The following is a 26,229-nucleotide window of genomic DNA, read 5'->3' as shown; positions in this document are numbered from 1 at the left end:
GGCAAAAAGATAGTAGTTTAGCGAATTAAAATGATCCGAATCGGGTTTTATTAGTACATTTCCTATCACAAATCCCAACAACACCCGCTAGTGCTTATGAAGAAAGTCGTTTGGCTTCTGGCTGTTCTTGCGTTAGCTTATTTTGCAAGCACCGGACTCAAATCTACTCGTAGTGTTGTAGCCGCGTCTACCACAATCAAAGCTGCTCCCAAAGTCAGGAGTTTTGCAAAGCTTGACGTATATGATCAACTCAATCTGGCTCAATCTGGTTTACAAAAGAGCGTTTTTGAGTATGCAATACGGGGCTGGCAGAAACTAGACACGACGAAATCCGTTATATCGATCGTCGATCTAAGTCAGCCATCGAATAAAAAACGGCTCTATGTGGTTGATTTGGCCAACAAGAAACTACTCTTCAATACGTATGTTTCGCATGGCCGTAATTCCGGTGATTTGGTTCCCAATCAGTTCTCGAATACGAACTCGTCCTTTCAGAGTAGCCTGGGATTTTATCAGACGCTCAATACCTACATGGGAAAACATGGTCTGTCTCTCCAGTTGAAGGGCTTGGAAAAAGGCTTTAATGATAATGTCTATAATCGCAACATTGTGCTCCACGGAGCCGACTATGTCTGCGAAGATTTTATTCGTAAAACCGGCCGGCTGGGCCGCAGTCAGGGTTGTCCCGCTGTACCTTATGCCCTGTCGAAGCCAATTATTGAAGCCGTAAAGGGAGGGACCTGTCTGTTCGTGTATTCGCCTGATCCGAATTATTTGCAGCAGTCCACGTTTCTGGCCGACGCGTTTGCTACCCTGTAACCCTTTATTGATCATGCCCCATATCCAGCTCGAAACCCACTTGCCGGGTATAACCGGCTTGCTAGAATACCGTCAGGATTCTGCGCAACCTATCCGCGAACTGACTCAACTGTTATTACGGGGCGAATCGACGCTGACCGAGGGCGAACGGGAACTGATTGCTACATTGGTGTCGTCTCGCAACGAATGCCGGTTTTGTACCACAGCTCATACGGCCGCTGCCGACCGCCTGCTGGGCGAATCAGAAACGTGTGAATTAGTAAAGCAGGATTACGAAACGGCGCCGGTTTCCAATAAAATGAAGGCTTTACTGCACGTAGCCGCTCTGGTGCAGAAAAATGGTAAGGAGGTAACGCCCGAAGCCGTTGAGCGGGCAAAAGCAGCGGGTGCTACCGACCGTGAACTCCACGATACGGTTTTGATTGCCGCGTTGTTTTGCCTCTACAATAAATATGTAGACGGCCTCTCTACAGTAACGCCTACCGAACCGGCATTCTATGCCCAACTTGGTGAACGAATCACGACGCACGGTTACAACCGTTTAAAGCACGGCTACGATCATCTGAAGAAAAATGCCTGAATTTTTAGAAGTTAAAGGACCGCGACAGGAATACTGCCAGTTCATTATTGGTCGCGCACACTAGAGAGTAAGATTAGCTTTTCGAAACGTATAGCTAAGTAGTCTTAATGGTCTGGTCTATCATTTCTGCAAATCCTTCGATCACGCCAGGCTCGGCTTTACTGTTAAAATGTGATCGCTGAGGATACACCGTCACACTTGCATTGATACGATCAACCCACAATTTTTTGTTTTCTGCGTAGTTGGGCGTAAACGGATCATTGTCCGATAGGACTACCTTCCTAAACCGCACTCGTTCGGAAAGTGAGCGATAATCCAATCCTTTATTGGCTATCCACGGATTGATCGTGTCCCAGGGTCTATCGACCATGAACCAGGCGGCTATCAATAGAATACCGCCTATTTCCAATGTTTTATCCTGCCCCAATCGGGCAATAAGATACCGGATTACGACCTGGCAGCCTACGCTGTGTCCTATGAAATAGGTCAATTTATCAACGTGAGAAATCTGGCTTAGCAAAAAGTTCACAGACTCCTCAACATCGGGTTGATTCCAGTTAGGCATGTCGAGTACTATAACCGAGAGGCCATATCGTTCCATGATTTCGGCACCAAACCAATCATACCAATCTGAATGAATTTTGCCGCCCCAGCGTGGTATTAAATAAATGGTCGGTTGCATGGAGATTTCTAATTCGAAAAGGTTTTGATAAGCCCATCGTTATATAGGACAAAGGTAACATAGATAAACCAAACCCAGGCCATATTATACCTTGGTTCGGCTGCTGTTTTTCGTTAAAGCTAGCCAATAACAGCGGATCCTTTTACCGAATTAAATTGCCATTCGAAGCTTTTTAACCGACAATAGCACCAATGGCAACTCGTAGCTAATCATTCGTACGCTCAAGAACGTAATTCTACTTTCTTTACAATCCATATGATGATGAACGCTCAGAAGTCCTCGTATAATGGGCCAAATCATGGAAGTTATTAAAGCTGAGGGACTAAATACTACTTATGAGGCTAATAGGCAGTTAAAGAAAGATATGTCCCCACCCGCAGAGCAAGTGGGGAATATGGTTAACTTAACCTATGAGTTATTGATTGTTGGCATACCAATGTGTATCGTTGCGATCAACTAGTTAGCGGGAGCTTGTGTTGCTGGCAGGACGTAACCATGTTGCGCAAGCCGTTCTCCCATTGGTTCATAGACCGTTGAGTCGATAGGTGACAAGGTAGCCAGGCCATCAACATAGCGATTGAACATGCAGAATGTGGCCGCAATTAATACGGTATCATGGATGTCGCGGTCGCTCGCTCCATACTGACGGGCGTTGGCTACATCCGCATCACTGACGGTTCGGGCATCGGTCTGAACATGTGCGGCAATCGTAAGCAGAGCTTTTAGCTTATCCGAAATCGGGGCCGTTTCGTATTCGCCCAGAACAAAATCCACCACCTCCCGGTCTGGGCCAAATAGGGCACGGGCCGCAGCGGCATGGCTCTGCGTACAGAAATTACAGTTGTTACGAGCCGATACGTAGGTTGCAATCAGTTCGCGTTCAGCCTGACTCAGGGGTGAATCACCGCGTAATAAAGTCTGAGCCAATTCATAAAGTGGCTTTCCCGTATCGGGTCTATACATCACCAGACTACGAATACCAGGAACACCTTCTGGAAGTTGAATATGAGGCATTTGATTTATTTTTTTTGTGTAGAAATCAAACGGATGTTGTTCGGTGGCTAAACCAGGTCACGGTAAAAGCCAGCGCAAACGTTAAAGAGAAGAAGAGCAATGCATTCCCTAAGCCGCCAAATACGGCAACCAGCGATCCAACAAAAAATACACCGGTAGCTGTCAGCACCCGGCCAACATTAAAACAGAAGCCTGATGCGGTTGCTCGAATGGCAATTGGAAACAGGAGTGGTACGAAGCTTGATAATGTACCCTGACTCACGCCAAAACAGAGCGAGAGGAGCGCCGTTTCTGCATAAATTACGGGCGAAAACGCCTGATTCGTGCCAAATAACAGCCAGCAAGCGAACAGGCAACCGGCAAACGTACCCAGCAATGTAGACCGCATCCCTAGTTTATTAACTAAAAAACCAGAGACCGCTCCCCCCAGAATACCCCCTATACCAAACAGCATCATCGTTAATCCACGAGCCTGGCGTGCATCGGCATCAGTAGCAAAAAGTGTTTGAACCCAGGAAGGAGTCCACGAAAAAACCGCCCATAAGCCAATCAGAACAGCGCTGAAAATAAGCGAACCCTGCACTAAATTAAGGCGATACTGAGGTTGCCAGAGCGATTGCCTACTCGAATCACTTGTTTTTTTTGCCGCTTGCCAATGGCTGGATTCAGGCAAAAGTTGCGCAACCAGCAAGGCAAGTACTAATGGGATCAGACCTAGCCAGAAGGCCACCCGCCACTGGGCAAACAGCAAATTCATGCTGCCCGCCAGAACGATGCCAACCGGAAACGACATCGCCAATAATCCAAGTACAACCGCACGCCCACGTTCGGGCCAGATTTCTGACAGATAGATTGTCGTTATTACCAATACGCCACCTACGCCCATACCAGCCATAAACCGGAAGGCAGCCATCATTGGCCAGCTACTTGCCCAAACACACAGTAGTGTAAAAAAACCGACTAAAGCAGTGGCTAGCGTTAACGCCCGAACCCGCCCTATACGGTCGGCAACCAGGCCAAAACCCAATCCACCCCCGATCCATCCGTATAGAAAAGCGGCATTAAGCACAGCACCAGACGAGGCATCAGCCCCAAATTCGGGCAGAATAACTGGCAGAAACACCGATAACAGGGTTGAAACGGTACCACCCATCACATAACATCCGAAGCAAAGCCCAAACGCAAACCAGTTGGTCTGGTCAGTAACTGTCTGGCGGGAAGATGTAAGTACTTCATCCATGAGGTTTCTAGTTTTCGGTTTATGGTATTTTGTTATGACTTGCCAATCCGGATTGGCAAGTCATAACTCATTTTATATCAATGCATTAATTCGTCGAAAGATAGTGTCAGGTAGTATAGTCCGCCCACCGCTGATGAACCATATGCCTGCACAACGTAATTGTTTGCCAGATTACTGGCTCCAAGTTTCAGGGTTGTTTTTAAAGACGGTAGTCGATAACTAACCTGTGCGTCGAGCAATGAATAGGAAGGAACACGGCCCGGTCGATTTTCATTGAATGTACCATACCAGTCGAAAGCTTCCTGCCAATGCCAGGCAACGCTAAAGCCTACACGATCAGTTAAACGATCATTGCTCAGTACAGCATTGGCTTTAAATCGGGGTGTATTAAAAGAAGGTATATTGTTCGGGTTTGCATCCAGAATATTGAATTGTGCCCAGGTCGCATTGATATTCAGAAGATAACCGCGATTTAGCGTGGCCGTCAATCCGGCGCTGGCACCATCCGTCGAAACGCGGTCGGCTGCATTGGTATAAAGCTGATAAGCCTGCCGGTTAGCAGTCGTCAGCACATCGGAAGCTGCCGTCGGATTTATACTGCCATCAGCCAGAAGTACCGGACTTTTCGGGCTGATAACCACCTGATTAATGAGGAAATTTCTGTACTGGCCGTGGTAATAACTCAGATCGATCAATAAACGGGGCGTCAGCAATCCTTTATAACCTACTTCAAAAACCTGCGACTGCTCGGGGCGAATGTAAGGTACGTTCGACTTCACCAACTTATCTTTATTTTTGGCAACAGCCTGCGGGAAAGGTGTGCCTGCGGCCAGGTCCTGCCCGAACGCAGCGCCAAAATCGCCCACAGAGGCTGATGTAAACGAGTTTTCGTAAGCGCCTAAACCCGTCGAATTCGCAGGAGCCCCGCCCAGAATAATGATCGGACCAACGTTCAGTTTAATAAACTGGTCAGGGACAGTCGGGTTCCGAAACCCAGTTTGATAACTGGCCCGAAAATGATGCGCATCATTAGGTGAGAACACCGCCGAAGCTCTTGGTGTAAAATTCCCGGCGAAATTCTGGTTTTTGTCGTAGCGCCCCGATAGCGTAAGTTTCAGCTTATCGTTCAGGAGCGTTTTGGCCACCTGTAGAAACGCGCCATATTCCGACACTCGTACCTTATTGACTTTATCATCGAAGAGTGTTCCGTTGGTCTCCATTGCATAGTAGCGCAGATTACCACCGGCCTGTAAATTCACAACCCTGACGTGCGGGGCGAAGTCATAAAGACCTTCGATATGGTATAATTTGCTCTGGCTGAGTACACCTGCCCCTTGTAATCCGGCAATATGAATGTACTTATCTTTTTCCCGGTCAAAATCGGCAGAACCAGGCATGTAACGCCCCTGATCGGCAAATGTGCGGGCGGCATCGTTACTCTGAGCGGTAACGCCTTCTACTTTTCCACCGTAAGCTGCGCCATAACGCTCAAACCAGGTGGCGTCGGCTTTGTCGGGCGAAACCACATTGCCACTCAGGTCGCGTACCCATGCGCGGTTAATGAGCTGGCCCAGTGAACGCGTATTATAGGAGTTATTCGAGTTCTCGGCAGTAGAGTAGGCACGGATGAAAAAGTTTCGGCCACGTAATTCCAACCGATGCTGCGTTAACCGGAAGTCGTTGAGCATAAACCGGCTGCTACCTGTATAATTGGCCGTTCCCTGATTCACATTAAGTGCATAAATGGCTTCGACAGTAGGCGAAATCCGGTAATGAAGAGCGCCATTCAGTTTCAGACTGTAAACATCGTACGTGGTTAAATCACGCTCTTCATAACCTGTTCGCGATACACGCCCAATACCCGGCAGCGTTTGCGCTACTTCATCGCCGTAAACATTTAGTGCGTTTCGGCCCGGGTTTGTTGGGCCGCGTTTATCGGGACTGGTATTCGGATCGATGTCGGTGTAGTCGGCTGCATACCAGTCGCGACCTTTGAGGTAGGATGCATTCAGTTTAAACGCAAACCTGTTGCCAACTGCTTTAGCATAACGCACCGATGTTTCGGAAAAGAGCTTTGCGCCATCGCCAGTTGGATCGGCAACATGGTTTATTCCTGTTTTTTGCTGAATACTTAGCCCTTGATAATCAAATGGATTTTTGGTTTTCGTATACAACAGGCCGTTAAACGCCACCGGCCCATACAAGGCAGAGGCTGCCCCTGGGATTAATTCGGCAGATTCCACATCTAAATCTGACACGCCAAATAGATTGCCTACCGAAAAGCCCAGCCCCGGCGACTGGTTATCGACCCCATCTACCAATTGGAGAAACCGGCTATTGCCCGTCGAATTGAAGCCCCGTGTGTTGATCTGACGATATGTCAGTCCGCTGGTAACCATATCAACACCCTTCACATTATTAAGCGCTTCAAAGTAGTTGGCCGAAGGCGACTGCCGGATAGCACGGGCATCGAGTTTTTCGATACTCACCGGCGAGCGCAGGCTACTTTCTTCAATTCGCGAAGCTGCCACAACGACCTGATCGAGCAATTCAGACGAGGAGCGTAGCCGAACCATCAATGATTGGTTTACGGGTATCAGAACTTCCTGCTTTTCGTACCCAATCATCGATACGATAACTAGCCGCCCATTTAGATCAGAACTGGGCAAACTAAATCGGCCCTGGCCATCCGTAACGGCCCCCTGCTTACTGCCTTTAAGGGTGATGGCTGCTCCCGCTAGGAGTTTTCCAGTTTCGGCGTCGGTAACGGTGCCATTGAGTGCTGTCTGGGCAAAAGTGGATGGTATCAGCCCAATGAGAAACAGGAAAAAAAACAGGTTTGTATAGAGAGATTTCATGAAGTATGGGAGTAAGTATTTATGGACCAATGGTGCACCAGACCAAACAGGTGTGCATCAACCAGACCCAGCATACAATCATTGGCTAAAGCATACACGCAGCCAATGCGGATTTGATCGGGCATTGAGCCCTAATCCGGAGTAAGAATGAAAAACGAACGCGAAGGAAATGACGAACAAGACCCATTGCCCGATTGATCAGAACGCGATAAACAGGCAATGGATAGGTGATTTGTTAACGAACCGGCATGAGTGGTAAAGCCCATAGCAGGCAAAGCGTCTGGTTGACCAGAAGCAATACAAGCAATAAAGCAAAGTCAGAAAATGCAGGCATTCGTTGTCAATTTTGAAACGTACAAGAACATGCCCCTTCCGCCTGGACAGATGAGCCTCCTTATTCGTACCTGTAACCGACCGTCAGGCGGTCAGTTCGGGCGGGGGAGAGTAAATCGGCTCAGAGCGAGTCGAGAAAACCAAAGGCGATTCAGGAATCCGGATGGATTCACGCCAGGATGAAAATAGAAAATGAAGTACTGTACGTGAACTGGGTGAGTATTCTTTAAGCAGAAGCTTTAAGAGTTGGCTGGCTTTTCCACCTGTGGCGGGCACTGAGGCCAGATGATGGTTTACAAACGTCAAAAGATCATCCTGCCAGAACGAACGGCTGGTCGACTCCAGACCGGCTATATGCAATGTGTCTCCTTTTACCTCCAGACTCACAACATTGTAATAGTGACCCCGGTAATTAAAACCATCTTCGGTTGTACGTGCAATTCCGGTACCGTCGGTTTTATTGACCAGAGGAATCTGAAATTCGACAATGCTATCCACCGAACGATAAACCTGCAAACGAGTCGATAGGTCATGCTCTTCCTGCCACCATGCGCTCAGGCCCGCAATCACGTGCGCCAGCGTATGACAGAATAGTAAGATGAACAACCCAAACGAAACTATTTTTTTCACATTGAGCGGTGCGTAGCAGATTCGTAATGCTAAAGTACTATCGAATCCCGAACAAAATCAATGCCTTCCGATAACTCAGTGCATAAATTCAGCCAATTCAATTACCAAGTCCGTACACATCGTTATAAAAGTGCAACTGCCCAGCCGCATCGACATCGGCAATGTTATAGGTGATAAAAACCGGGAATCGTTTGGGAATAGACAGCGTCTGTGGCTTTTGATCGATCAGGCAGCGGTTCATAAAACCAGCATCGAAGGTTTGTTTGCCGAGAACGAAATTGGCTAACTCGACGGGTTTCTGCACCCGAACGCAGCCATGACTCCGCCAGCGATCGGTAGTGAGGGTAAACATGTCGCGGCCATTGGTATCGTGGAGATAAATGGCCAGCGGGTTTTCCAGGTCGAATTTAATCAACCCTAACGAATTCTCGCAACCCGATGCCTGCCGTATCCGGTACGGGAAATTCGTCTCAGACAGGCTTTCCCAGTCAATGTCTTCGGGATCTACTTCACGATTTCGACTGTCCAGTACCTGCAAATTCTGATTGTTCAGGAAGGCCAGGTTTTTCCTGATTTTGGGCAGCATTTCGTTGATCGCAATACTTTTCGGAACATTCCAGTAGGGGTAGGCCACGATGTCTTTAATGTACGTTGTCATACAGGGCGTTCGCTTATCTTTTTTGCCCGTAATGACTTTCATGGGTAAAAACCGTTTCCCACTTCGATCAAACACGTTCAGTTCGCCCGCCGGAATATTGACTACCACAAATTTATCGGGGTCGAATCGATTAATATAGCGGTAAAAATTTAGTGTTTGCCGGATCAATCGAAGCGAATCGGCAACGCCAGGACTTGCTTTCCGATTTCTCAATCGGTTATAGTGCTTCACTAACTGATTATACGGCGTAAAGGAGGCAACATCGGTAATGGCTGCGGGCGAGAAGGTTGTACTGATCTTTTCGGACCACGATGAATCAACGGCTTCTGGAAGGCCACTGAATTCTATACGGGATGGCTTCTTGCCATACCGTGTTTCCATTAATAACTGGGCGATTTTTTCAGCAATATCATCTTTAGAAACGGTGCTACTGATCGTGAAGCGGCTCGTATCGATGCCTACTGAGTCGGCATATTGGCAAACCTGGTGCAAAGTTTGCTTTGCCTGGTTAAGCTGACGCAAGGCCTGCTTCCGCTGACGCAAAGCCTGCTCCCGGTTTTGTTTCTCTTCCTGTTTTGTCTTCTGCCAGAGTAGCACCTGGCGACCGACAAAGAATACGATCACTAATCCGGCCAGAATGGCCACCCCAATCCATATTTTACGTTTATCCATTTTTCGTTGAGTGTATATGCACAATAAACACCGAAATGCCCGCTTAGGTTGTATGATTCGATCTAAAGCAAAAAACGCTTTTATCGGATGCACCTGATAAAAGCGTTTTTTGATCGAATTTTGTTGATCCCTTAACCACTAACTATAGGCAGGCTTATCAATGTCGGGCTTAGGATTCGGATTCCGGTTTGGATGCCGAATTCGCAGATTAGATCCCGGTTCGTCACCATCCATATAGTCATCCTCCAGTTGATCGGCGGGCAGCTCTTCTGCGTCTATCTGACTGCCGGGTCCACTGGTTCCTTCTGCCGACTGGTTGGCCAGTCCTGCGGGCGAAATAGCTTGTTTTGCACGAATCAGATCTTCTTTTTCTTCACTTTCCATTACGTCCTCCTTTCGTGGTTTGGGGCTACTGTCAACAGCCGTTTTTCAAGTAGATAACCGACGATTCTCAATATTGTTCGGTTGGTGTAGACAGACAGAATCCGCCAACGCGGTAATCGAATTGGCGGATTCTGTCTGTTACTAAAGATTTTTGCGGCCTATTTGCCTCCTTCTGCAGGCATCAGCACTGTATCAATTGAATGAACGATTCCGTTTGTAGTTTCAACATCGGCCGCGTTAACGGTCGCGGTGTTACCTGCCCCATCGGTAATGGTAACTGTATCGCCCTGTTTACCAACGGTTAATGTGCCACCCGTTACTGTTTTGAGCTTCTGGCCGTCCTGCAATTGATCGGATGTTAGCTTGCCTTTTACAACGTGATAGGCTAATAGTTTGACAAGTTTTGCTTTAGCCGCTGGTTGCAGAAGTCCATCGACCGTGCCTTCCGGTAATTTATTGAAAGCCTCATTGGTAGGAGCAAACACAGTGAAAGGGCCTTTACTACTAGCCTGTTCGGTCAGCCCCGATACGCGCAATGCCCGAAATAAAATGGTATGATCGGCCGATTTAGCGGCACTGATCGCCAGATCTTTACCGGTCGAAACTCCTGATTTTAGATTCGCTCCTGGCATACCCATATTACTGGTAGCAGCAGCACTAGGCTGAGTCGCGGTATTCTGATCCTGAGCCGTAGTGGTTATATTGACCCCAATAAGTAGAGCGAATCCCATCGCCCAGCCGAAACACGATTTCGTTGTCATAGTCGAGTATAAATGGTGAATACAAATCGACTTATTCGATTGAATAAGTCCCGATGCCACACACATCGGTTTTTGGTGAACGACCTTTTCGAAAAAATGTTTCGTAAACGGTATTTAATGGGATAAAAATTGAGGGAAAGAACAGCCGGACTTTCTGATAAAGAGCCAAAAAACTGGATGCTGTTGTTCTGATAAGTAAGACAGTTGCCCGTTTAAGTCAAAATCTTTACTGATGAGAAGTACCCATTCTCCTCACCTATGCCCGTGTGAGGAGAATGGGTATGTGTGGATAGTCAGATGCATTGAATAACAATTCTTTCCCGATTGTTAATTTATTTTCGATGGGAAAGGCCAACTTTGTGTTTCGATTGTTTCTTACCAAAAACCAATCGAACGCTAATTATTATGCAGATCTCGAAACATAAAGTAGCCGCCATCCACTATACCCTTCGTGATGATGCAGGCAACATCCTGGATTCGAGCCAGGAACGTGACCCGCTCTATTACCTTCATGGCAAGGGTAACCTGATTCCAGGAATGGAAGAAGGGTTGGAAGGAAAAGCCAAAGGCGACAAAGCAAAAATAGATGTAGTTCCTGAAAAGGGCTATGGCAAACGAAATCCCCAACTGATTCAGGAGGTTCCAATCAAAGCGTTTGGTGGCCAGAAAATAGAAGTTGGGATGCAGTTTGAAACCAATCAGGGCGAGTTGATCACCGTAACGCAGGTAGGACCGGAAACGGTTACCGTTGATGGCAATCACCCATTGGCCGACCAGAATCTGCATTTCGACGTTGAAGTCGTTGAGGTACGCGACGCGACGCCTGACGAACTGGCGCATGGCCACGTTCATGGTCCCGGTGGGCATCATTAAGTGGTAGAAAGCTGACTGTCTGTGGTTTGTTGTTCGCCTTATTCGTATGAATCGGCGAACAACAAACCACTTTTTTTATTGGAATGCACCTGCTGACAATCCGGAGAATTTACCCTACTTAAAGCGCTTCATACCGTATTCTGATAATTCGTTTCCCATCTTCGGTAGGCTTATCTACAGAAATCGTTTCGACAGAGATGCTTTTATTATTGAGCACTTCTTTAACGTATTTGACGTCGGTTGTGGGCTGATTATTCAGGTAATATGTTACCGTTCCGGCTGGATAATCAAACAAATTCAGGGGAAATCGAGCCGAACTGGTATTAATAATCCGGCTATATATTGTTGACGAACTCGGCGGAGATACCTGGTCGATAATCTCCGAATCTTTGGGCTTGATCTGTTGGTAGGTAGGAAATGAATTCTCCTGTTTTTTGGCCTGTGCATACGAGTTATATCGGCTTGTAAACGTAAGCATGGCCAGACAAAGAGCAGTCCAATGATAGCCCAACATTGTTTAGAGATTTGTCGTAAATGTTCAAAAAGACACTACCCTTACTGAAAGTCGCCGTTCTATAAAGCCCGTAACAGTCAGCAAGGGTAGATAGTCCGTGCATCTTAGTAACGCACAACTTGGTTGTCTAGTACATCTTTATGGCGTATTCTGTGACATGAAAGCTGGTCAAATAGCCTGGTACTATTTCAATTTATAGTTTATACGTACTAGCCCTGTATGTAGTTAATTATAAACCTATAAGGTTTCAAAAACCTTATAGGTTTAAGCCAGACTACGGTTTTGTGGCTGTACTATCTGCCTTACGCTTGGCATCTTCTTTCGCTTGCTTCTTGAAAAAACCACGCAACAGGAAATTATTCTGAGCAGCTTTCAAGTCTTCATTGAGCAAAGCGCTACCCCTGTTTAGATTCCGGAGCGTAATCCGAAGGTTGTTCGCCGTTTCCTGATCGGTTAGTAACACACCCAACGGACTGTTGTTGTTATTGAGTTTTTCGGATGCACGGTTAAAGTTTTCCGTCGATTTTCGTAGGCTGCCAACGGCGACATCGGCCGACGTTGCCGCACTTTCCAGCCGACCAGCCGAGCGGCTTAACTGGCGGAAAACAGTTGTATCTGTCACCAGTTCATTGGCTAACGTTCCCTTTGCATTTAATTTAGCCGCAAATTGTGACACTGCGCCCGTGACCTTTACGGTGTTGTCCGACGCCTTTTCCAGGTTTAGCATGGCCCGTTTAAAGTTGTTGGCAACGATCGAATCGGTCAGCACAGCGCCTACTGTGCCTTTTCCCTTCCTAAGATTTCCGACCAGCTCTTTAAAGTCGTTGGTTACGCGCAACAGGTTGTTATTATTTTCCTGTAGCGTTGCCATAATTTGGTCTGAGCTTAGGGCCGCCTGGGTTTGCAGCCGGTCGCCGTCTTCAACCTCAGGATGACTATTGGTTCCGCCCACAATGACAACAATTTTGTTGCCAATCAGCCCATCCGAGCTAATGCTTGCACTGGCGTCTTTCCGGATGAACTGCTTCGAACTCTGTTCGACGTCCATGTCTACTTCTACCTGCGCATTGCTATAGATACTGACTCGCTTAACCGTTCCGACTTTAACGCCTGAAAACCAGACGTTGTTACCTGCTTTGAGGCCCGATACATCTTTGAAAACGGCAATGAGACGGATGCTTTTCGTGAAGCGTTTTTGTTGCCCGCCCAGCACAAACACCCCTGCAACAAAGATGATAATGCCTAGCAGAACAAATATGCCAACAACAACAGCGCGTTTGTTCGATTCTGTACTCATAGTGAATTAGTGAATTGAGTAATTTAGGTAACTCGGTAATGGAGGTAATTGTGTAAATCGTGTCAGTTCAATTGCTGAGCCGATATTCGTTTACCGGATTACCTTACATAGGCTAATCAACAAATTTGTAATTGTAAAACTGCTGTATGCGCTCATCGGGGTCGGCAAAAACCTCCTCGAAAGGGCCAACTCGCTCAAAGCGCCCATCCAGAAGCATTGCCACACGATCGCCAGTGGATTTCGCACAGGTCAAATCGTGAGTAATGATAATGGAGGTCGCTTTAAAGCGTTCTTTAACTTCATTGATCAGGTTGTTGATCTCGATACTGGTAATCGGATCGAGGCCGGCCGTTGGTTCGTCGTAGAGCATGATCTCGGGCTTCAGCATTAAGGTTCGGGCAATGCCAATTCGCTTGCGCTGACCACCCGAAAGCTCCGAGGGCATCTGGTTGATCGTTTGCGATAAACCAACATCGTCCAGGGCTTCTTCAACGGCGCGGTCAATTTCCCCCTGCGTCAGATCCCGAACATTGCGAATGAGCGGAAACTCCAGATTTTCACGAATGCTCATACTGTCATATAATGCACTGCTCTGAAACGAGAAGCCAACTTTCTGACGGAACAGATCGAGTTCTTGGTCGCGAAGTTTTTCAACGTCCTGGCCCAGCACAATAACGCTTCCGGCGTCGGGCTTCAATAAACCAACAATAATTTTGATCAACACTGACTTTCCTGTACCAGAACGACCCAACACGACAACATTTTCGCCCCGGCTAACATCCAGATCAATGCCGCGCAGTACGTGTAAGTCGCCAAACGACTTTTTCAGGCCGTGGATACTGATAACTGGATCGGTTGGTTGTGTCATTTATAGTACAGGAATTTGGGTAAATGGGTCATTAATTAAAATCTTGTTCAGTCGTCAGCGCGAATCGCTAGTTGCCTCGAATGGCGGTAATGATCTGAAGCGACAGCAATTCTTCGATGAAGACCAGAAACATGGCTGTTACAACGGATGCATTGGCCGCCTTACCAACGCCCTCAGTCCCTTTTGAGGAATGATAGCCTTTGTAGCAACCGACCATGCCGATCGTAAAACCAAATACAATTGATTTTGTGATGGAAGCGAAAATATCGGTGTACGTGATGGCTCCAAAGACCTCCTGAAAATAGGACACAAAGCTGGTTTGCTCGTTCTGATTCACATTAATGAAGGCGCCCAGAAGTCCGACAAAAATGGTATACATGGTCAGAACGGGAATCGTGATCGATGTGGCCAGTACACGACTCACTACCAGGAACTTGAATGGGTTTGTGCCCGATACTTCCATCGCATCGATTTGCTCTGTTACGTTCATTGACCCCAGTTCGGCACCAATGCTCGACCCGACTTTGCCGGATGCAATCAGGGCGGTTACGAGTGGCCCTAAGGCTCGCACAATGGCAATGGCAATGAGGGAAGGTAGCCACGAGGTTGCTCCAAATTCAGACAATGACGGTCGCGACTGATTGGTAAACACGATACCGGTTATAAAACCCGTTGTTGAGATCAGCAACAACGATCGATAACCTACTTCATAGCACTGCCGGATAATCTCCTTAAATTCATAGGGAGGAATAAACGCTTCCCGAAAGAAGCGTCCGACAAAGGCCGAAACATCGGCCAGATTTAAAAAGAACTTATCCAGCCGCCGGGTAACGACGGGCTTACTGGATGATTTATTGGCGGAGTTGGTGGTGTCTGACTGCATTAAAGCGCTGACAGTGGTTCTGGTCGGATTATTCTAATAACTGATTTGACGGGTTTGGGTTTTAATTTATCCAATACCTTCACAAAGTGTGCAACATTACTATAAACAATACAAGGAGTCAAGTCGCCGATTTGGCCGCCGAATAATCAATTAAGGAACTGGATGTAACCTGCAATCCATAAATTTGCTACCATTCAATTGCACCATGAAGAAATTTTTACCGACGCTTTGGTTGCTTCGTTTAGTAAGTTGTTTTGTATTATGTTGGGTAGTTGGTGCCTGTAAATGGAATCTGGATACCCGTTCATTCCCCAAGTGTGAAAGCCCCACAGCAAAAATTAATTATCAGGCCAATTTACTGAGCGTAACATTTTCGCTGTCAGCTTTAACGGGAACCACCGACGATGTGAAGTGGGATTTTGGTGATGGACAATCAGGAAGTTCGACCGTTTCGGTTTCTATTCCACATTCATACACGGCTTCGGGAACATACGCTGTTAAAGCCAATCTGACCAATAAGTGCGGAGATGCTTACACGGCCAGTACAAGCATAACAATCAGTAATGTTGTTCCGCCCACGGTTACCATTCAGGACCTCGATCCGACTACCATAACTATGAATTCAGCGGCCCTTCGCATGACCGTAACCAGTAATGGCAACGGAGTGATTAGCCGGTACGGTTTATGTTATTCCACAACCAATAATCCACCGACAATTGCGGATCAGGTCATTGACAGTAAATCGAATCCAACGGTAGGAACGGCAAACGCATTTACAATAACTCAATTGCAGCCCGGTACGACTTATTACGTTCGCGCTTTTGCGATCAATAGTGCTGCTCCCAGCTATAGTTCAGATGTAAGAACGTTTACAACGCCACCTTTACTCCCGGTTGTAACAACTATTGGGACAAGTTCGCTCGATCGGAGTACGGCTTTGGTGTTATTCAGGCTGGATAATGCAGGCATTCCAGCTGCTATTCGTTACGGTATCTGCTATTCCAGTACGACAAATGATCCCAAACTACCCGGTTCATTGACAACTGAGATTACCGGCCCAGTTGTTGGAGCCAATACGTCTGTAACACTAACTAACCTGTCTATCAACACAAGGTATTACTATCGGTCGTTCGCGGTGTATGGAGATAATCAGGTTGTTTATGGAGACGTTCTCCCGTTTACTACGCTCGATTTTGACCTGACCACTGGTTTAGTGGCCAGCTTTCCATTCGATGGAAATGCCAGTGATGTTAGCGGAAACGGCAATCATGCGACACTAAAGAACGGGCCAACGTTTACGGCTAACCGTAAGGGTGGGGATCAGACGGCTCTATATTTCGACGGTGTAGACGATTACATCGAAATTGCGGATAATGCCAGCTTACGCCCGGCCAGTATTTCAATTAGTGTCTGGATTAAACCAAGCGCAGCGGCCCGAACATCCAGGATGCAGATTTTTATGAAAAACAACTTCGCCGATGGCGAACAGGAGCAATATAGCGCCATTGTCAAGGAGATACCAGTTGGGTCTTCGGCTACGAAACCATACATCAATTTCGACATTAAGCAACAGAGCAACTGTGTTCAGAGTAAAGGCTGGCAGGATCTGGAACTGTCTGACCTGGTTTTGGTGGATATCTGGCAGCATCTGGTTTTTGTTTACTCGGGTAGAACCATGATCGTGTATCAAAATGGGAAAGCGATCCGCTCAAAAACGGATTTGACACAAACCTTTATCGATAACTGTATTGGTGGTACCTTAAAATTTGGGGCGCAGTCGAAAAACTTTCCGAATTATTTTCAGGGTGCTATGGACGATATTCGAGTCTATAATATACCCCTAAATCAGGATCAGGTCGATGCGCTTTATAGTCGCCAATAATATGGAGAGAAATTTAGTTAACGGGCTTATCATCTGGTGCTTCGGCATTGGTTTGGGCTATGGCCAATCGCCGGAGAAACCGCCAATGGTATCGAACATCCGGGTTGAGTCGTCTCCAAAGCAGGTTATTATTCGGTATGACGTAGAAAATCTGACCCTGAAAGACTCCATCTTTATTCAGATTGAAGGACGGCTGCGGGGGCAATTGAACGTGAGAACGCTATCGGGCGATGCCGGATTGGGCGTTACGTCGGGTCCGAACAAAATCGTTGTCTGGGATTACCTCCGTGACGGCGAAACGCTGGATGAGGAAATCCAGGCAAAGGTGAATATCAAACCTTTTAGTAAACCAGGTCCAGCTGTTAGGAAAGGCAATGTAGAAAACAGTTCGGCCACCGGCACGGAGCAGCAGGTTATTGGCGGTGGCCCGACAAATGCGTTGCTGTCGGCGCTATTGCCGGGTCTGGGCAACATTATGGTTCAGCCTAAACACAGTATTGGGCTGCGGCCATTGATTTCGGTCGCGTATGTAGGGGCACTGGCCTATGGGCTCTTGCAGAAGGGCAAGTCAAACGACCAGTATGCGCTATACCTTCAGCAACCCTATGATCGGCTCGCAGTTCCCTATTATAATGAGGCTAACAGCCTGAATCATCGATACGTACTGGCAGTCAGTACGGCTGCCGTTATCTGGGTTGCCGATGTAACGTACACGCTGTTGAAAGGAGTAAAGAACGAACAGCGTCGCAAAAATCAATCGATTGGAATGAGACCTACGATGAACGTTGTCGGGAAAACGCCGACATTTGGACTTCGCTATCAGTTCTAGCGGGTAACATGAACCGCTTACTATAAAAAGGATAGCACTTACAACGGTTTTACCTCTTTTGTTGTCTATCTATCCGTAAGGATTACCGGCCCATAACACTAAATGAAAAGAATAGTAATCGTTTTTTGGGGAATCTTACTCTTCGCCAAATCCTTGCTGGCGCAGCAGACGGGCATTATAACCAGCGCCAGCGGCTGGGTAAAAACGGTCAGGCAGGTCGCGCCCGTCATTACCTGGCAAAGTCCGCAACTGACACGGTCGGAGCAAAAAGTGCCAACCGTGCGGATAACTGCGTGCATACAATCGGTGGAGCCACTTAGCTACCATTTTTTTCAGAACGGCAAAGAAATCCCAAATAAACGGACCGGTTTTAAGCATGTCGAATGTGGGCAGGAGCTTACCGAAGAAATTACACTTGAGCCAGGGGCCAACGAAATACACCTGACCGCAACGAACCCCGCCGGAACAACCACGTCCGACTCGCGTTATGTGACGTATAAAATGGGGCCACAGACTCCGCCATCACCGAATGCTCCCAAGCGTTTGGCTCTGGTGGTAGCCAATGCAAGTTACCCGAAAGCAGCGCTTCGTAATCCAATCAACGACGGGCGAACCATTCGGGATTACCTGCAAAAAGTAGGTTTTGAGGTCGTGTTGCGGGAGAATCTGCCACTCCGCGAATTGAAGCGAACAGTTGACACGTTTCTGGTCGATTTAGGGCGTCAGAAGCAAAATGTCGGGCTGGTTTTTTACGCTGGTCATGGGCTGATGGTTAATGGTGATAACTACCTGCAACCCGTTGATGCCGATCCGTCAACCGAGCCCGATGTAGAGTTTGAGTGCTATCCATTACGGCGATTGGTTGCTAAAATGGAGCAGGCAAATCCGACAGGTGCTAACCTGGTATTCTGGGATGCCTGCCGCAATAATCCGTACCGATCCTGGAATCGGAGTATGGGCGATCCTATCCACACCACCATTGCACCACCCGTTGGCACCATGATCGTATATGCCACGGAGCCAGGTAAAGTAGCCTCCGACGGCCTGGAGAAGAATGGCTTGTTTACCAGCGAGTTAATCCGACACATCGAAGAACCTGGGGTTGATATCTACGGGCTCATCGAGCGTATTGATGCCGGTCTGGAAGAACGGGGCATCAAGCAACCACCCTACAGCGAAGGGCGGCTGCGCGGTAAATTCTACTTCGTTAAACCTGAATAAGGTTCAGTTTTTGGACAGCCTGTTTTTTTTAGGCCGTGCCACGGTTAAAAAAAACAGGCTGCGAACTATAGAATTACTCGTTCAATGAATTGATTTTTTCGCGAACCTGCTCTAGCTGTGGCCTTACTGAGTCGGCTTTGTCGGGCTGGAGCAGCAGAGCCATTTCATAGGCGCGCTGGGCTGCCTGTAAAGCTGTGCCCGCTTTTGCTTTTTGGTCAGCCAGCAGGTAGAGCACAGCCTGATCGTAAGTGGTTCGGGCAGTCTGGGTCTGTTCGTTAAAGCGATACGCCCGCTCGCGGTCGATTTCGCTCCGTAACGCCTGCTGACGATCGGCATCTGGTACATCCCCCACCTGCTCGGCAGCACGAATCAGATACATCAGCGAATCGGGCTGATTCCGGTATTGCTGAAGTAACTGCTCAGCTTCACTGGGCGGAGGAGATTCATTGAGTGGCTGGGCTGACTCTTCGGGGTTTTCAAGAATCGCTGTGCTGTCTTCCGGCTCGTCGAAATCTGATCCATTTTCGGAGGTTATAACATACTCAGCGCTATCCTTCGGTTGTTGCGCATGATGTACGGCTCTCTGTTTTGGTCGAATTTTCCACCAATAATAACCACCGCCAATACTTCCCACAATGATAAAGGTTAGCAAAAAAAGTGAAATGGCTTTCCAAGGGAATGCTGATACCGGCTCTGGGGCGGGTTTCACAGGGACCTGCGTTTGGGCTGGCGGACGAGGAGTTTGAGCAACCATCGGGGCTGGCGTAGGCAGCACTTCGACTGGCACAGGCTCGGGTACAGACACCTGAATCGGCGGAGCAGCCGGCTTGGTTTCAACCGGCAAAGGGGCAGACGATTCCGTAGCCACTTCAACGGTGACAAGCATGAAAGGGTCAGCCAGTGAGCCGGTAGCCTGCGTCAATGAATCCAGACTGGTCACCTTCGCCAGATTTTGCGCAACGGTAGTGGTAATACCTGCTCCTTCGGCATCGCCAATGATGTACTGCCCCGGATTCAGAACGGCCGGTAGGTCGGTTCGTCCGGAGCCATTCTGAACCGACGAAAACTGGAAACGTCCCCAGGCAAATGCGTTTACTGCTCCAGTAGGGGAAATGATTAACTGCCCGAAACTCCGCAGAATATCATCGTCACTACCGCTAAAAGGCTGGTGTTTCTGCTGGGCAAATCGCTCGCGGAATGACGCTAATGCTTGCTGACGTATTGATTCAAATTGACTGGAATTGAGTAGCTTACTGTGCGTGCGTGCAGCTTCGTCGGCAAAAGATCTAAACTTGCCCGCCATACCAACCAGAACGGTTGTTCCATCGGGCGTAACGTGTCGGGCAAAGTAAGCGGGCCGGAGTTCGTTGGTCGAAAACGTTGAAAGAATAGTAAGCGGCTTCATTCGGCTAATGATTCGGTGCTGCGGAGTAAACTACTAATGATGTCGGTCGGGACCTGTACGTAGGTAATGCCCTGTCGTTGCTGAATGGGTAGCGAGAAACCATCGCCAGCCGATTCGACCCGTACCGGGCTATTGGCTGCCTGCGTAAATCGGGTCAGCGCCAGGCCATTGAGCAAATACCGCTCAAGTTGTTTTCGATTGCTGGCCTGAATGTACAGCCGTTCGGTTCCGGAACGAATCGATAAACCATTATCCCCCGTCAACAGATCAAGCCGGTTTCGCAACGAATCGAGCCGGACCCAAACCAGATGCCGATCTGTGTCCATTCGGTTCGGCTGGAGCGTTTGTGCGGGGATAGGGGCCTCGTCGGAAGGGCCATTCAGCCAGACAATAGCTATTGTCAGCACCAGAAACGTTGTGATACTGAACAATAAACCGGCTGGCTTCGGGCGAACCGGGGTTGCCCGAGGGGACGAAGGCAGTGGAGTCACTGCTGGTTGCTCGTTGGGTATGGATCGGCGAAGTTTCATAGGCGGCTGGCTGACGATTGTGGGCTATCGATGACTTCTTTGATAAGTTTACGGATTAGCTCTGCGGTGGCCGTATCCCAGGCACCACCGGGCGAATGACTGTAAAACGACACATAAATGACCCGGAAACGATTGTTTCGTAAATCGGAGGGGTGCAATTGCCGATCGTGCAAAGGTTCCTGACTAACAACCAGCAAGAGGTGTTTATCGCGTGCGCTGCCGGCTGCCCGGTTCCCGCTGATCGTGCCGGTTTTGGCATAAAACGAATATTGACCGTCATAAGCATCACGCAGCGGTCGCAGCCATTGAGCGGTACCTTCCTGAATGGCTTCATGCATGCCCGCAAAGAGATTCTGGGCGTAAAATGTACTGAGTTGATCCGGCGCTATCCACGACGCATCGACACTAAATCCCGTCTGTGTGACAGGCGGTTGGTCGGCCAGAATATGTGCTTTGTAGGCGTTGTTAAACGAGAAGAGTTTACCCGCCATTTCAGCCATTTTTAGGGGTGTTGTTGTGATTGGATAGGCACCCGATGCGCACTGGGCAATGGCATTTTGCAGACTTGTTCGTCGGTCGATCAAATACAGATGGGAGGGTTCGGGGAAACTCCAGAGTTTAAACGAACTGCGCGACGCATCAATCAGGGCATCATTGAGGCCCGGAGCGAGGTTGCGGCTATGCTGACCATTTTCGCTGACAACCTGCGCTGAATTAATCGGCAAATCGAAATTCTCCCAAAGCCCACGCCCCAGCAACGAGTTTGGATTATCCCAGGATGGAAACTGACGAATGCGATAGGTTTGTCCACCATAGCTTACTAGCGGGAAGTTTCGCTTCGCATCCTCCGATACTCCTTTCACAAAAAAAGGAGTATCGGACGAACTGTTGACAAACGCCTGTTTGGTTCGCCTTGCCTGAGCCGCATCCAGTGAGCCAAGAAGCAGTACCAGCGAATTGTAGGTATTTGTTGAATGGCTCAGGTAGTAATGATTGTTATGACCTGTCAGATTGTTTCGCCCAACGGTGAACCGGAGTCCTTTGCCACCAAAATAGCGCAGTGTATAATCATCGCCGTTTGGGCGGGCGATGGCCTCCATTGTTTGACTATCTACCGCGCCAAGCTGTAGATTTTCCCAGCCCAGATTGAACTGCGATGTTGTGGCCGCGTATAAAACCGGCTTGAAGGTTGAGGCAGGACCGTTTTCCATCCGCATGAGGCACTTGTTGCCGAACAGCATCCGTTCATCATAGCGTTGCGGATCAAGGTAAAGTGCGTCGAGAATTGGCTGGAAATCGGCCATGCGGTTTGGATCGATAGCTGTTGTATTACCGCGTTTATGATCAGCCATCAGGCGAATCTGACCGCGTTCATCGAGCACCACCATGCTGAAGGCTTTAGCACGTTCGGCTGGGGTTCTGAGTGGGCGTGAGCCATAAAAATCACGCACTAATTCTGTCACCTTCTCGGTTAGCGGTCGATCGAGCGTAGTTCGAACAGGCTGATGTTGCCGTTCTGCATCCCGGTCGTAGGCTGACTTAACCAGGTTCGTAAAGTGGTATGACCATAAAAAACGGTCACGCAGGGGATACACGTACTGCGGGCGACCATTTAGCCAGACATTGCGTGCCAGAAAATGATGGTCGTTTTGCCGAACTTCATAGTTGATCAGCCGACCACTTCCTTCGGGCATAAACTGGAGCAGATCGCCGGGTTGTAGTCGCAGAGCAAAGTCTGATCGCGACGATTCCAGTACATGGCTCCCCTGTTTAACCAGATACCGCGACCGGGTTGTGTGTTCGTCGCCCTGGGTAGTGGTCAGCACCAGCAAGGGTAGTGAGTCGGTTGTCCAACTGGCGGGTATTGTGCTTAACCGCAGGTTCAGATTGCTGCTACTGAACGGGCTGCCGGGAGCGCTGAACCAGTCGGCAACCGGGCTGTTACGGGAAATTCGTAACGACTGGTCGCTGTTAGATCGATTGACTAATAGTACACTGGGCAATTCAGATCGAGCCAGTACATGGCCCTGATAGCCATCCTGATCAGCATCAGGACTGCTCACGTTATAATAAAATGGATTGACCGCAAACTCCCATGTGCCCTCATTGGAGCGACGGAGGTGAATCAGATTCTGTGATCGATTTCTGGCTGGTTGGGCCAGAAAGGCTGCATACGCGCTCCGAAGTAGTGGCTGTCGGGCAAAGAGCGTATCGGCGGCTGCATGTCCGGGCCCTTTCAGATAGGTGTCGAACTGGCGTAGTAGTTGTCGAGTCGAACCTCTTGGGTTATTTTGTTCCTGCTGAAACGTCTGGAAAGGGCCATTAAGCTCACCAAAAGCCGTTTGCAGATCGCTGATGGTTTGCGATAAATCGAACTGGCGTGTATTTCGGTCAAATGGAAACAGGTAATACGACAGGGTAGCAATCAATACTAACCCGGCCATCAGAACCCCAAACGAGCGTCGGCCAAACCGACTGAATTCATAGCGCGCCGGTAAGGGCTGCGAAGAGGAAAGTGGTGTGCCCAGTACAATAACGGCCACAAAGATAGACAGAGACAGAAGCAATGTCAGGCGGCTATTCAGGCTTAATAGGGGAAAGTCCTGCCCCACAAATACCATCCGGTTCGTAGCGGTCATCCAGACGGCAAACGCGATACTGAACAGCAGACAGACCAATTGGGCCCGCATTTTTGAGGCAGGACTGAGTTTCCCGCCACTAACGGTACTGATCAACCAGCCCAGAAGCAGTGCCAGAAGCATCCAGATGATCCACTCGCTATGCTCGGCAATCACATAACGAACGGCGACCAGATCGGCAAGTTGTGTCTGATAGGTGGAGCCGGTATTAATGTGTGGAACCAGTCGGGCGTAGTGGGTCAGACTGAAGTTGCCTTTGTCGTAGAAGTAATTGACCAGCCATTGATTCTGGGCGGCTTCAAGGAGTTTTTGATTAGCTCCGTTGTTGAAGCGATTCTGCTCCTGACGCATCAGTTCGTCGGCCGAATGAATCAATATGCCCGCCCGATAGCGGATACGGGCTTCTTTTTCCAGCATACGATCGACCGCATTCGGGAAGAGAAACAAGCTCCCAATTAACACGGCCATTAGACCAGCGACCAGCGGGAGACCCCACGTAGGACGTTTCTCCTGAGGCCATAGAAACCGAAGAACGATCACACCAAAAGTAAGGATGACAATCGTTAGCAGTGGCCCAGGCGCACGAAAAGTAAGTTCGATAAGCCATGGCAGGGCATATAAGTACAATAAAATGGCGGTTGGCGGTCCAAACCAACTGAACAGATAACGGTATTGCCCGAAGCGTGAAGCGCCGGGTAACTGGTGGTCTTCAAAGGTGAACAACCGCAGCCACATGTAGAGCAGACTGAATAGCCCGAAAATAATGGCGAATCCAGCGTCGAGCATCCCTAACAGGCCAAAGCAGCTTAACCAGTTGATGGCCGAAAGGCGCTGGTATGCCGAAGAATTCACCGAACTATCCCCATTGCGGTAAATCTGCCGGAGCCAGTTGTAATCCACCACCATGTAGACGAGCAACGGGAGGAATACACTGGCAATCCGCTCCAGCCACGCAATCGGTCCGGCAGCAACATTGACGAATATCGGGAGAAGGTACGCCAATAGTGGTTTTTCGGATAACGTATCAGGCCATTGGGCCAGGTTCCGATTGATCCATTGACTGACCACCTGGCCCCGGAGTTTCCACCCGTAGATGACCGCGAAAAAGAGCAAAACAGCAAGTATGGTGTCTGTGTAATAGTTCCAGCTCAAGTTGGCAAAATTGGCAGAGGAATCAGTGGGTGGAAACGTACCCACCCGCCAGAGTAAAATACCTCGAACCGTCATGAAGGCCAGCAGGAGTATATACGCAATGAGTTCGGTGTTGATGAAGCGCAGCGGCTGTCGGGTTGGCCCATAAAGCGAATACGGCGTGAGCCACACGGAGGCTAAACTACCAACTACCAGCAGAGCAACCAGTAGAGCCAGATGCCAGAATTGAAGTGGATTGACTGCTTTTAGGTCCGTTACACGGAGGAGCCACCGGTTAGCCGGTGTGCCGGAACGGGTAGCTGTTTTTAGAGACAGGGTGTCGCCTGCGCGTTTTTCGTTGATCAGCGCGTTCGTTTGTTCCTGACTGACAACCCGAAATCGCATCGGCTGCCTTGTAGGGCCGGTTACGTAAAATAAACTGGCCGAAAATTGATGCCGATTCTGGCTGTTCCGGAGTTTTCCTAGTTGATACCCAGCCGGTAATGCGTTGTTAATGACATCGTCGATAGAGGAGGTCAGAAAAAGAGATTCACCAGTCGGGCCGGTTGGTTTTAGGTACATTCGCTCCGGCGTTTCCAGCCACAGCGCCATTTGACGGCCAATGGCACCAACGCGGTAGAGTGGCGTCCGGCTGACCTTAAGTCCGGTGAAAAACAACTGCTCCGGGCCAAGTGGAGCCGTAAATTCGGGATGCCGACTAAGCGCAATCGTGACACCATCGATTTGTAGTGATGTTGCCGACCGCAACATAGCCGCCGATGGAAACAGATAGAGTGGACTATCCTCGTTCGCTTTTGTACCCAGTTGGGCCCGAATCAGGTAGGCGCTATCCAACATGGTTTGAGCCTGTGCTAAACCCGGTCGGTCGATGGGTACTCTGCTCAGGAGTGTTCCGAGCAAAAGGCCGGTTTTGATGCGTCGGTTAAAGAGAAGGGTGTCCCAGGGGCTTGTTGACGTACCATTGCTGAGTTGCAGGAGGTAGCGAGTCTGGTCATCGTCGATGGGCTCTACATTCAGGGATAGGGATCGATTTTGACCATAACCAATGGTCAATTGTCTGGATACCTGCTTCTCGAAAACCGGATTTGCCAGGGTATACAAGTCGTTGTTGCCGATAAATATGGGCTCGCAAAAGCCCCGACCCACCAGTTTGGTCGTGCCCGATGTATTGGCCTGGAGTGTGAGGTTTCCGGGTTTAGCATCCCAGAACGCCCGGTTTGGATGCTGCCCATCGGCCAGTGTCAACTGCGTTTGAAACTGTATGCCAATGTGTTCGAGAACATGGTGGCTGGCATTCGTATAAATCTGCTCGGGGGCCGACACGTAGCTTCGTATGGTAAGGACCGAAGCAACGCCGAGTACCGCCAGAAGCATGTAGGTGGGTGTTTTCTGGAATGGACCGCGCCATAAAATTCCCAGAACAGTCACTACACACAAAAGCAGAAAGGTATTCAGGTTGAACAGGAAAGCCAGTGCAGTATCCATGAATGGCAATCGAAAAGGTG

Annotated in this window: 21 protein-coding genes; 6 read left to right on the top strand and 15 right to left on the bottom strand. The window is 48.8% G+C overall.

Annotated elements, in window-relative coordinates:
- Window positions 1-96 precede the first annotated feature (96 nt).
- Both GJR95_RS07830 and GJR95_RS07825 read left to right on the top strand, forming a co-directional pair.
- Window positions 97-819 carry a murein L,D-transpeptidase catalytic domain family protein gene (locus GJR95_RS07830; RefSeq protein WP_162385348.1) on the top strand — a complete coding sequence of 241 codons (723 nt, stop codon included), beginning with the start codon at window positions 97-99 and terminating at the stop codon, window positions 817-819.
- Between the two features lie 13 nt (window positions 820-832).
- Window positions 833-1,399: a carboxymuconolactone decarboxylase family protein gene (locus tag GJR95_RS07825; protein WP_162385347.1), complete on the top strand. Its 567-nt coding sequence runs from the start codon at window positions 833-835 to the stop codon at window positions 1,397-1,399.
- 94 nt (window positions 1,400-1,493) lie between these two features.
- Here GJR95_RS07825 and GJR95_RS07820 read toward each other — a convergent pair whose 3' ends face one another.
- The 8 genes from GJR95_RS07820 to GJR95_RS07785 form a co-directional block, all read right to left on the bottom strand.
- Entirely contained in the window at window positions 1,494-2,081 is a 588-nt protein-coding gene (locus GJR95_RS07820) for an RBBP9/YdeN family alpha/beta hydrolase (protein ID WP_162385346.1), read from the bottom strand.
- A 456-nt stretch (window positions 2,082-2,537) separates the two neighbouring features.
- Window positions 2,538-3,095, bottom strand: a complete 558-nt coding sequence (locus GJR95_RS07815; RefSeq protein ID WP_162385345.1) for a carboxymuconolactone decarboxylase family protein — start codon at window positions 3,093-3,095, stop codon at window positions 2,538-2,540.
- Window positions 3,096-3,120: 25 nt separating this feature from the next.
- Window positions 3,121-4,335, bottom strand: a complete 1,215-nt coding sequence (locus GJR95_RS07810) for an MFS transporter (protein WP_162385344.1) — start codon at window positions 4,333-4,335, stop codon at window positions 3,121-3,123.
- Window positions 4,336-4,412: 77 nt separating this feature from the next.
- Complete coding sequence (locus GJR95_RS07805; protein ID WP_162385343.1) at window positions 4,413-7,193, bottom strand: TonB-dependent receptor; 2,781 nt, start codon at window positions 7,191-7,193, stop codon at window positions 4,413-4,415.
- A 417-nt stretch (window positions 7,194-7,610) separates the two neighbouring features.
- Window positions 7,611-8,156, bottom strand: coding sequence for a hypothetical protein (locus GJR95_RS07800; RefSeq protein WP_162385342.1), 546 nt, complete (start codon window positions 8,154-8,156; stop codon window positions 7,611-7,613).
- A gap of 97 nt (window positions 8,157-8,253) precedes the next feature.
- Window positions 8,254-9,486, bottom strand: a complete 1,233-nt coding sequence (locus GJR95_RS07795; protein ID WP_162385341.1) for a L,D-transpeptidase family protein — start codon at window positions 9,484-9,486, stop codon at window positions 8,254-8,256.
- A gap of 138 nt (window positions 9,487-9,624) precedes the next feature.
- A complete protein-coding gene (locus GJR95_RS07790) occupies window positions 9,625-9,870 on the bottom strand; it encodes a hypothetical protein (protein ID WP_162385340.1) in 246 nt (81 codons plus the stop codon).
- Window positions 9,871-10,028: 158 nt separating this feature from the next.
- Window positions 10,029-10,631: a fasciclin domain-containing protein gene (locus GJR95_RS07785; RefSeq protein WP_162385339.1), complete on the bottom strand. Its 603-nt coding sequence runs from the start codon at window positions 10,629-10,631 to the stop codon at window positions 10,029-10,031.
- Window positions 10,632-11,036: 405 nt separating this feature from the next.
- On the opposite strand from GJR95_RS07785, the gene GJR95_RS07780 reads away from it, so the two are divergent.
- Window positions 11,037-11,504, top strand: coding sequence for an FKBP-type peptidyl-prolyl cis-trans isomerase (locus GJR95_RS07780; RefSeq protein WP_162385338.1), 468 nt, complete (start codon window positions 11,037-11,039; stop codon window positions 11,502-11,504).
- 118 nt (window positions 11,505-11,622) lie between these two features.
- Here GJR95_RS07780 and GJR95_RS07775 read toward each other — a convergent pair whose 3' ends face one another.
- The 4 genes from GJR95_RS07775 to GJR95_RS07760 all read right to left on the bottom strand — a co-directional run bounded on the left by GJR95_RS07775 (window position 11,623) and on the right by GJR95_RS07760 (window position 15,066).
- Complete coding sequence (locus GJR95_RS07775) at window positions 11,623-12,018, bottom strand: immunoglobulin domain-containing family protein (protein WP_162385337.1); 396 nt, start codon at window positions 12,016-12,018, stop codon at window positions 11,623-11,625.
- 274 nt (window positions 12,019-12,292) lie between these two features.
- Entirely contained in the window at window positions 12,293-13,315 is a 1,023-nt protein-coding gene (locus GJR95_RS07770; RefSeq protein WP_162385336.1) for an MlaD family protein, read from the bottom strand.
- A gap of 112 nt (window positions 13,316-13,427) precedes the next feature.
- Window positions 13,428-14,183 carry an ABC transporter ATP-binding protein gene (locus GJR95_RS07765; RefSeq protein ID WP_162385335.1) on the bottom strand — a complete coding sequence of 252 codons (756 nt, stop codon included), beginning with the start codon at window positions 14,181-14,183 and terminating at the stop codon, window positions 13,428-13,430.
- A 67-nt stretch (window positions 14,184-14,250) separates the two neighbouring features.
- Window positions 14,251-15,066: an MlaE family ABC transporter permease gene (locus tag GJR95_RS07760; protein ID WP_162385334.1), complete on the bottom strand. Its 816-nt coding sequence runs from the start codon at window positions 15,064-15,066 to the stop codon at window positions 14,251-14,253.
- A 205-nt stretch (window positions 15,067-15,271) separates the two neighbouring features.
- Here GJR95_RS07760 and GJR95_RS07755 point away from each other — a divergent pair, with 205 nt between their 5' ends.
- The 3 genes from GJR95_RS07755 to GJR95_RS07745 all read left to right on the top strand — a co-directional run bounded on the left by GJR95_RS07755 (window position 15,272) and on the right by GJR95_RS07745 (window position 18,998).
- Window positions 15,272-16,948 carry a LamG-like jellyroll fold domain-containing protein gene (locus tag GJR95_RS07755; protein WP_162385333.1) on the top strand — a complete coding sequence of 559 codons (1,677 nt, stop codon included), beginning with the start codon at window positions 15,272-15,274 and terminating at the stop codon, window positions 16,946-16,948.
- Between the two features lies 1 nt (window position 16,949).
- The gene (locus GJR95_RS07750) at window positions 16,950-17,777 is read left to right on the top strand and encodes a hypothetical protein (RefSeq protein WP_162385332.1); all 828 of its coding nucleotides are present in this window, start codon (window positions 16,950-16,952) and stop codon (window positions 17,775-17,777) included.
- Between the two features lie 102 nt (window positions 17,778-17,879).
- The gene (locus tag GJR95_RS07745; RefSeq protein ID WP_162385331.1) at window positions 17,880-18,998 is read left to right on the top strand and encodes a caspase family protein; all 1,119 of its coding nucleotides are present in this window, start codon (window positions 17,880-17,882) and stop codon (window positions 18,996-18,998) included.
- Between the two features lie 73 nt (window positions 18,999-19,071).
- Here GJR95_RS07745 and GJR95_RS07740 read toward each other — a convergent pair whose 3' ends face one another.
- Genes GJR95_RS07740 through GJR95_RS07730 form a run of 3 tightly spaced genes read right to left on the bottom strand, consistent with a single transcriptional unit; the run spans window position 19,072 to window position 26,209 of the window.
- Window positions 19,072-20,403, bottom strand: coding sequence for a hypothetical protein (locus GJR95_RS07740; RefSeq protein ID WP_162385330.1), 1,332 nt, complete (start codon window positions 20,401-20,403; stop codon window positions 19,072-19,074).
- Entirely contained in the window at window positions 20,400-20,933 is a 534-nt protein-coding gene (locus GJR95_RS07735; protein ID WP_162385329.1) for a hypothetical protein, read from the bottom strand. Before GJR95_RS07735 ends, GJR95_RS07740 begins: the two co-directional genes overlap by 4 nt.
- Window positions 20,930-26,209, bottom strand: coding sequence for an LptF/LptG permease family protein (locus tag GJR95_RS07730; RefSeq protein ID WP_162385328.1), 5,280 nt, complete (start codon window positions 26,207-26,209; stop codon window positions 20,930-20,932). The genes GJR95_RS07735 and GJR95_RS07730 overlap by 4 nt, the downstream gene beginning before the upstream one ends.
- Window positions 26,210-26,229 lie beyond the last annotated feature (20 nt).

This window comes from Spirosoma endbachense (assembly GCF_010233585.1).
Taxonomy (GTDB): domain Bacteria; phylum Bacteroidota; class Bacteroidia; order Cytophagales; family Spirosomataceae; genus Spirosoma; species Spirosoma endbachense.
Note: the sequence above shows the minus strand (reverse complement) of the source record. Positions and strands in the feature narration are given on the sequence as shown.

What these genes read in the sequence shown, in the direction of transcription:
- GJR95_RS07830 (WP_162385348.1), top strand. Translation starts at nt 97, where the DNA reads ATGAAGAAAGTCGTTTGGCTTCTGGCTGTTCTTGCGTTAGCTTATTTT.
- GJR95_RS07825 (WP_162385347.1), top strand. Translation starts at nt 833, where the DNA reads ATGCCCCATATCCAGCTCGAAACCCACTTGCCGGGTATAACCGGCTTG.
- GJR95_RS07820 (WP_162385346.1), bottom strand. Translation starts at nt 2,081, where the DNA reads ATGCAACCGACCATTTATTTAATACCACGCTGGGGCGGCAAAATTCAT.
- GJR95_RS07815 (WP_162385345.1), bottom strand. Translation starts at nt 3,095, where the DNA reads ATGCCTCATATTCAACTTCCAGAAGGTGTTCCTGGTATTCGTAGTCTG.
- GJR95_RS07810 (WP_162385344.1), bottom strand. Translation starts at nt 4,335, where the DNA reads ATGGATGAAGTACTTACATCTTCCCGCCAGACAGTTACTGACCAGACC.
- GJR95_RS07805 (WP_162385343.1), bottom strand. Translation starts at nt 7,193, where the DNA reads ATGAAATCTCTCTATACAAACCTGTTTTTTTTCCTGTTTCTCATTGGG.
- GJR95_RS07795 (WP_162385341.1), bottom strand. Translation starts at nt 9,486, where the DNA reads ATGGATAAACGTAAAATATGGATTGGGGTGGCCATTCTGGCCGGATTA.
- GJR95_RS07790 (WP_162385340.1), bottom strand. Translation starts at nt 9,870, where the DNA reads ATGGAAAGTGAAGAAAAAGAAGATCTGATTCGTGCAAAACAAGCTATT.
- GJR95_RS07785 (WP_162385339.1), bottom strand. Translation starts at nt 10,631, where the DNA reads ATGACAACGAAATCGTGTTTCGGCTGGGCGATGGGATTCGCTCTACTT.
- GJR95_RS07780 (WP_162385338.1), top strand. Translation starts at nt 11,037, where the DNA reads ATGCAGATCTCGAAACATAAAGTAGCCGCCATCCACTATACCCTTCGT.
- GJR95_RS07775 (WP_162385337.1), bottom strand. Translation starts at nt 12,018, where the DNA reads ATGTTGGGCTATCATTGGACTGCTCTTTGTCTGGCCATGCTTACGTTT.
- GJR95_RS07770 (WP_162385336.1), bottom strand. Translation starts at nt 13,315, where the DNA reads ATGAGTACAGAATCGAACAAACGCGCTGTTGTTGTTGGCATATTTGTT.
- GJR95_RS07765 (WP_162385335.1), bottom strand. Translation starts at nt 14,183, where the DNA reads ATGACACAACCAACCGATCCAGTTATCAGTATCCACGGCCTGAAAAAG.
- GJR95_RS07760 (WP_162385334.1), bottom strand. Translation starts at nt 15,066, where the DNA reads ATGCAGTCAGACACCACCAACTCCGCCAATAAATCATCCAGTAAGCCC.
- GJR95_RS07755 (WP_162385333.1), top strand. Translation starts at nt 15,272, where the DNA reads ATGAAGAAATTTTTACCGACGCTTTGGTTGCTTCGTTTAGTAAGTTGT.
- GJR95_RS07750 (WP_162385332.1), top strand. Translation starts at nt 16,950, where the DNA reads ATGGAGAGAAATTTAGTTAACGGGCTTATCATCTGGTGCTTCGGCATT.
- GJR95_RS07745 (WP_162385331.1), top strand. Translation starts at nt 17,880, where the DNA reads ATGAAAAGAATAGTAATCGTTTTTTGGGGAATCTTACTCTTCGCCAAA.
- GJR95_RS07740 (WP_162385330.1), bottom strand. Translation starts at nt 20,403, where the DNA reads ATGAAGCCGCTTACTATTCTTTCAACGTTTTCGACCAACGAACTCCGG.
- GJR95_RS07735 (WP_162385329.1), bottom strand. Translation starts at nt 20,933, where the DNA reads ATGAAACTTCGCCGATCCATACCCAACGAGCAACCAGCAGTGACTCCA.
- GJR95_RS07730 (WP_162385328.1), bottom strand. Translation starts at nt 26,209, where the DNA reads ATGGATACTGCACTGGCTTTCCTGTTCAACCTGAATACCTTTCTGCTT.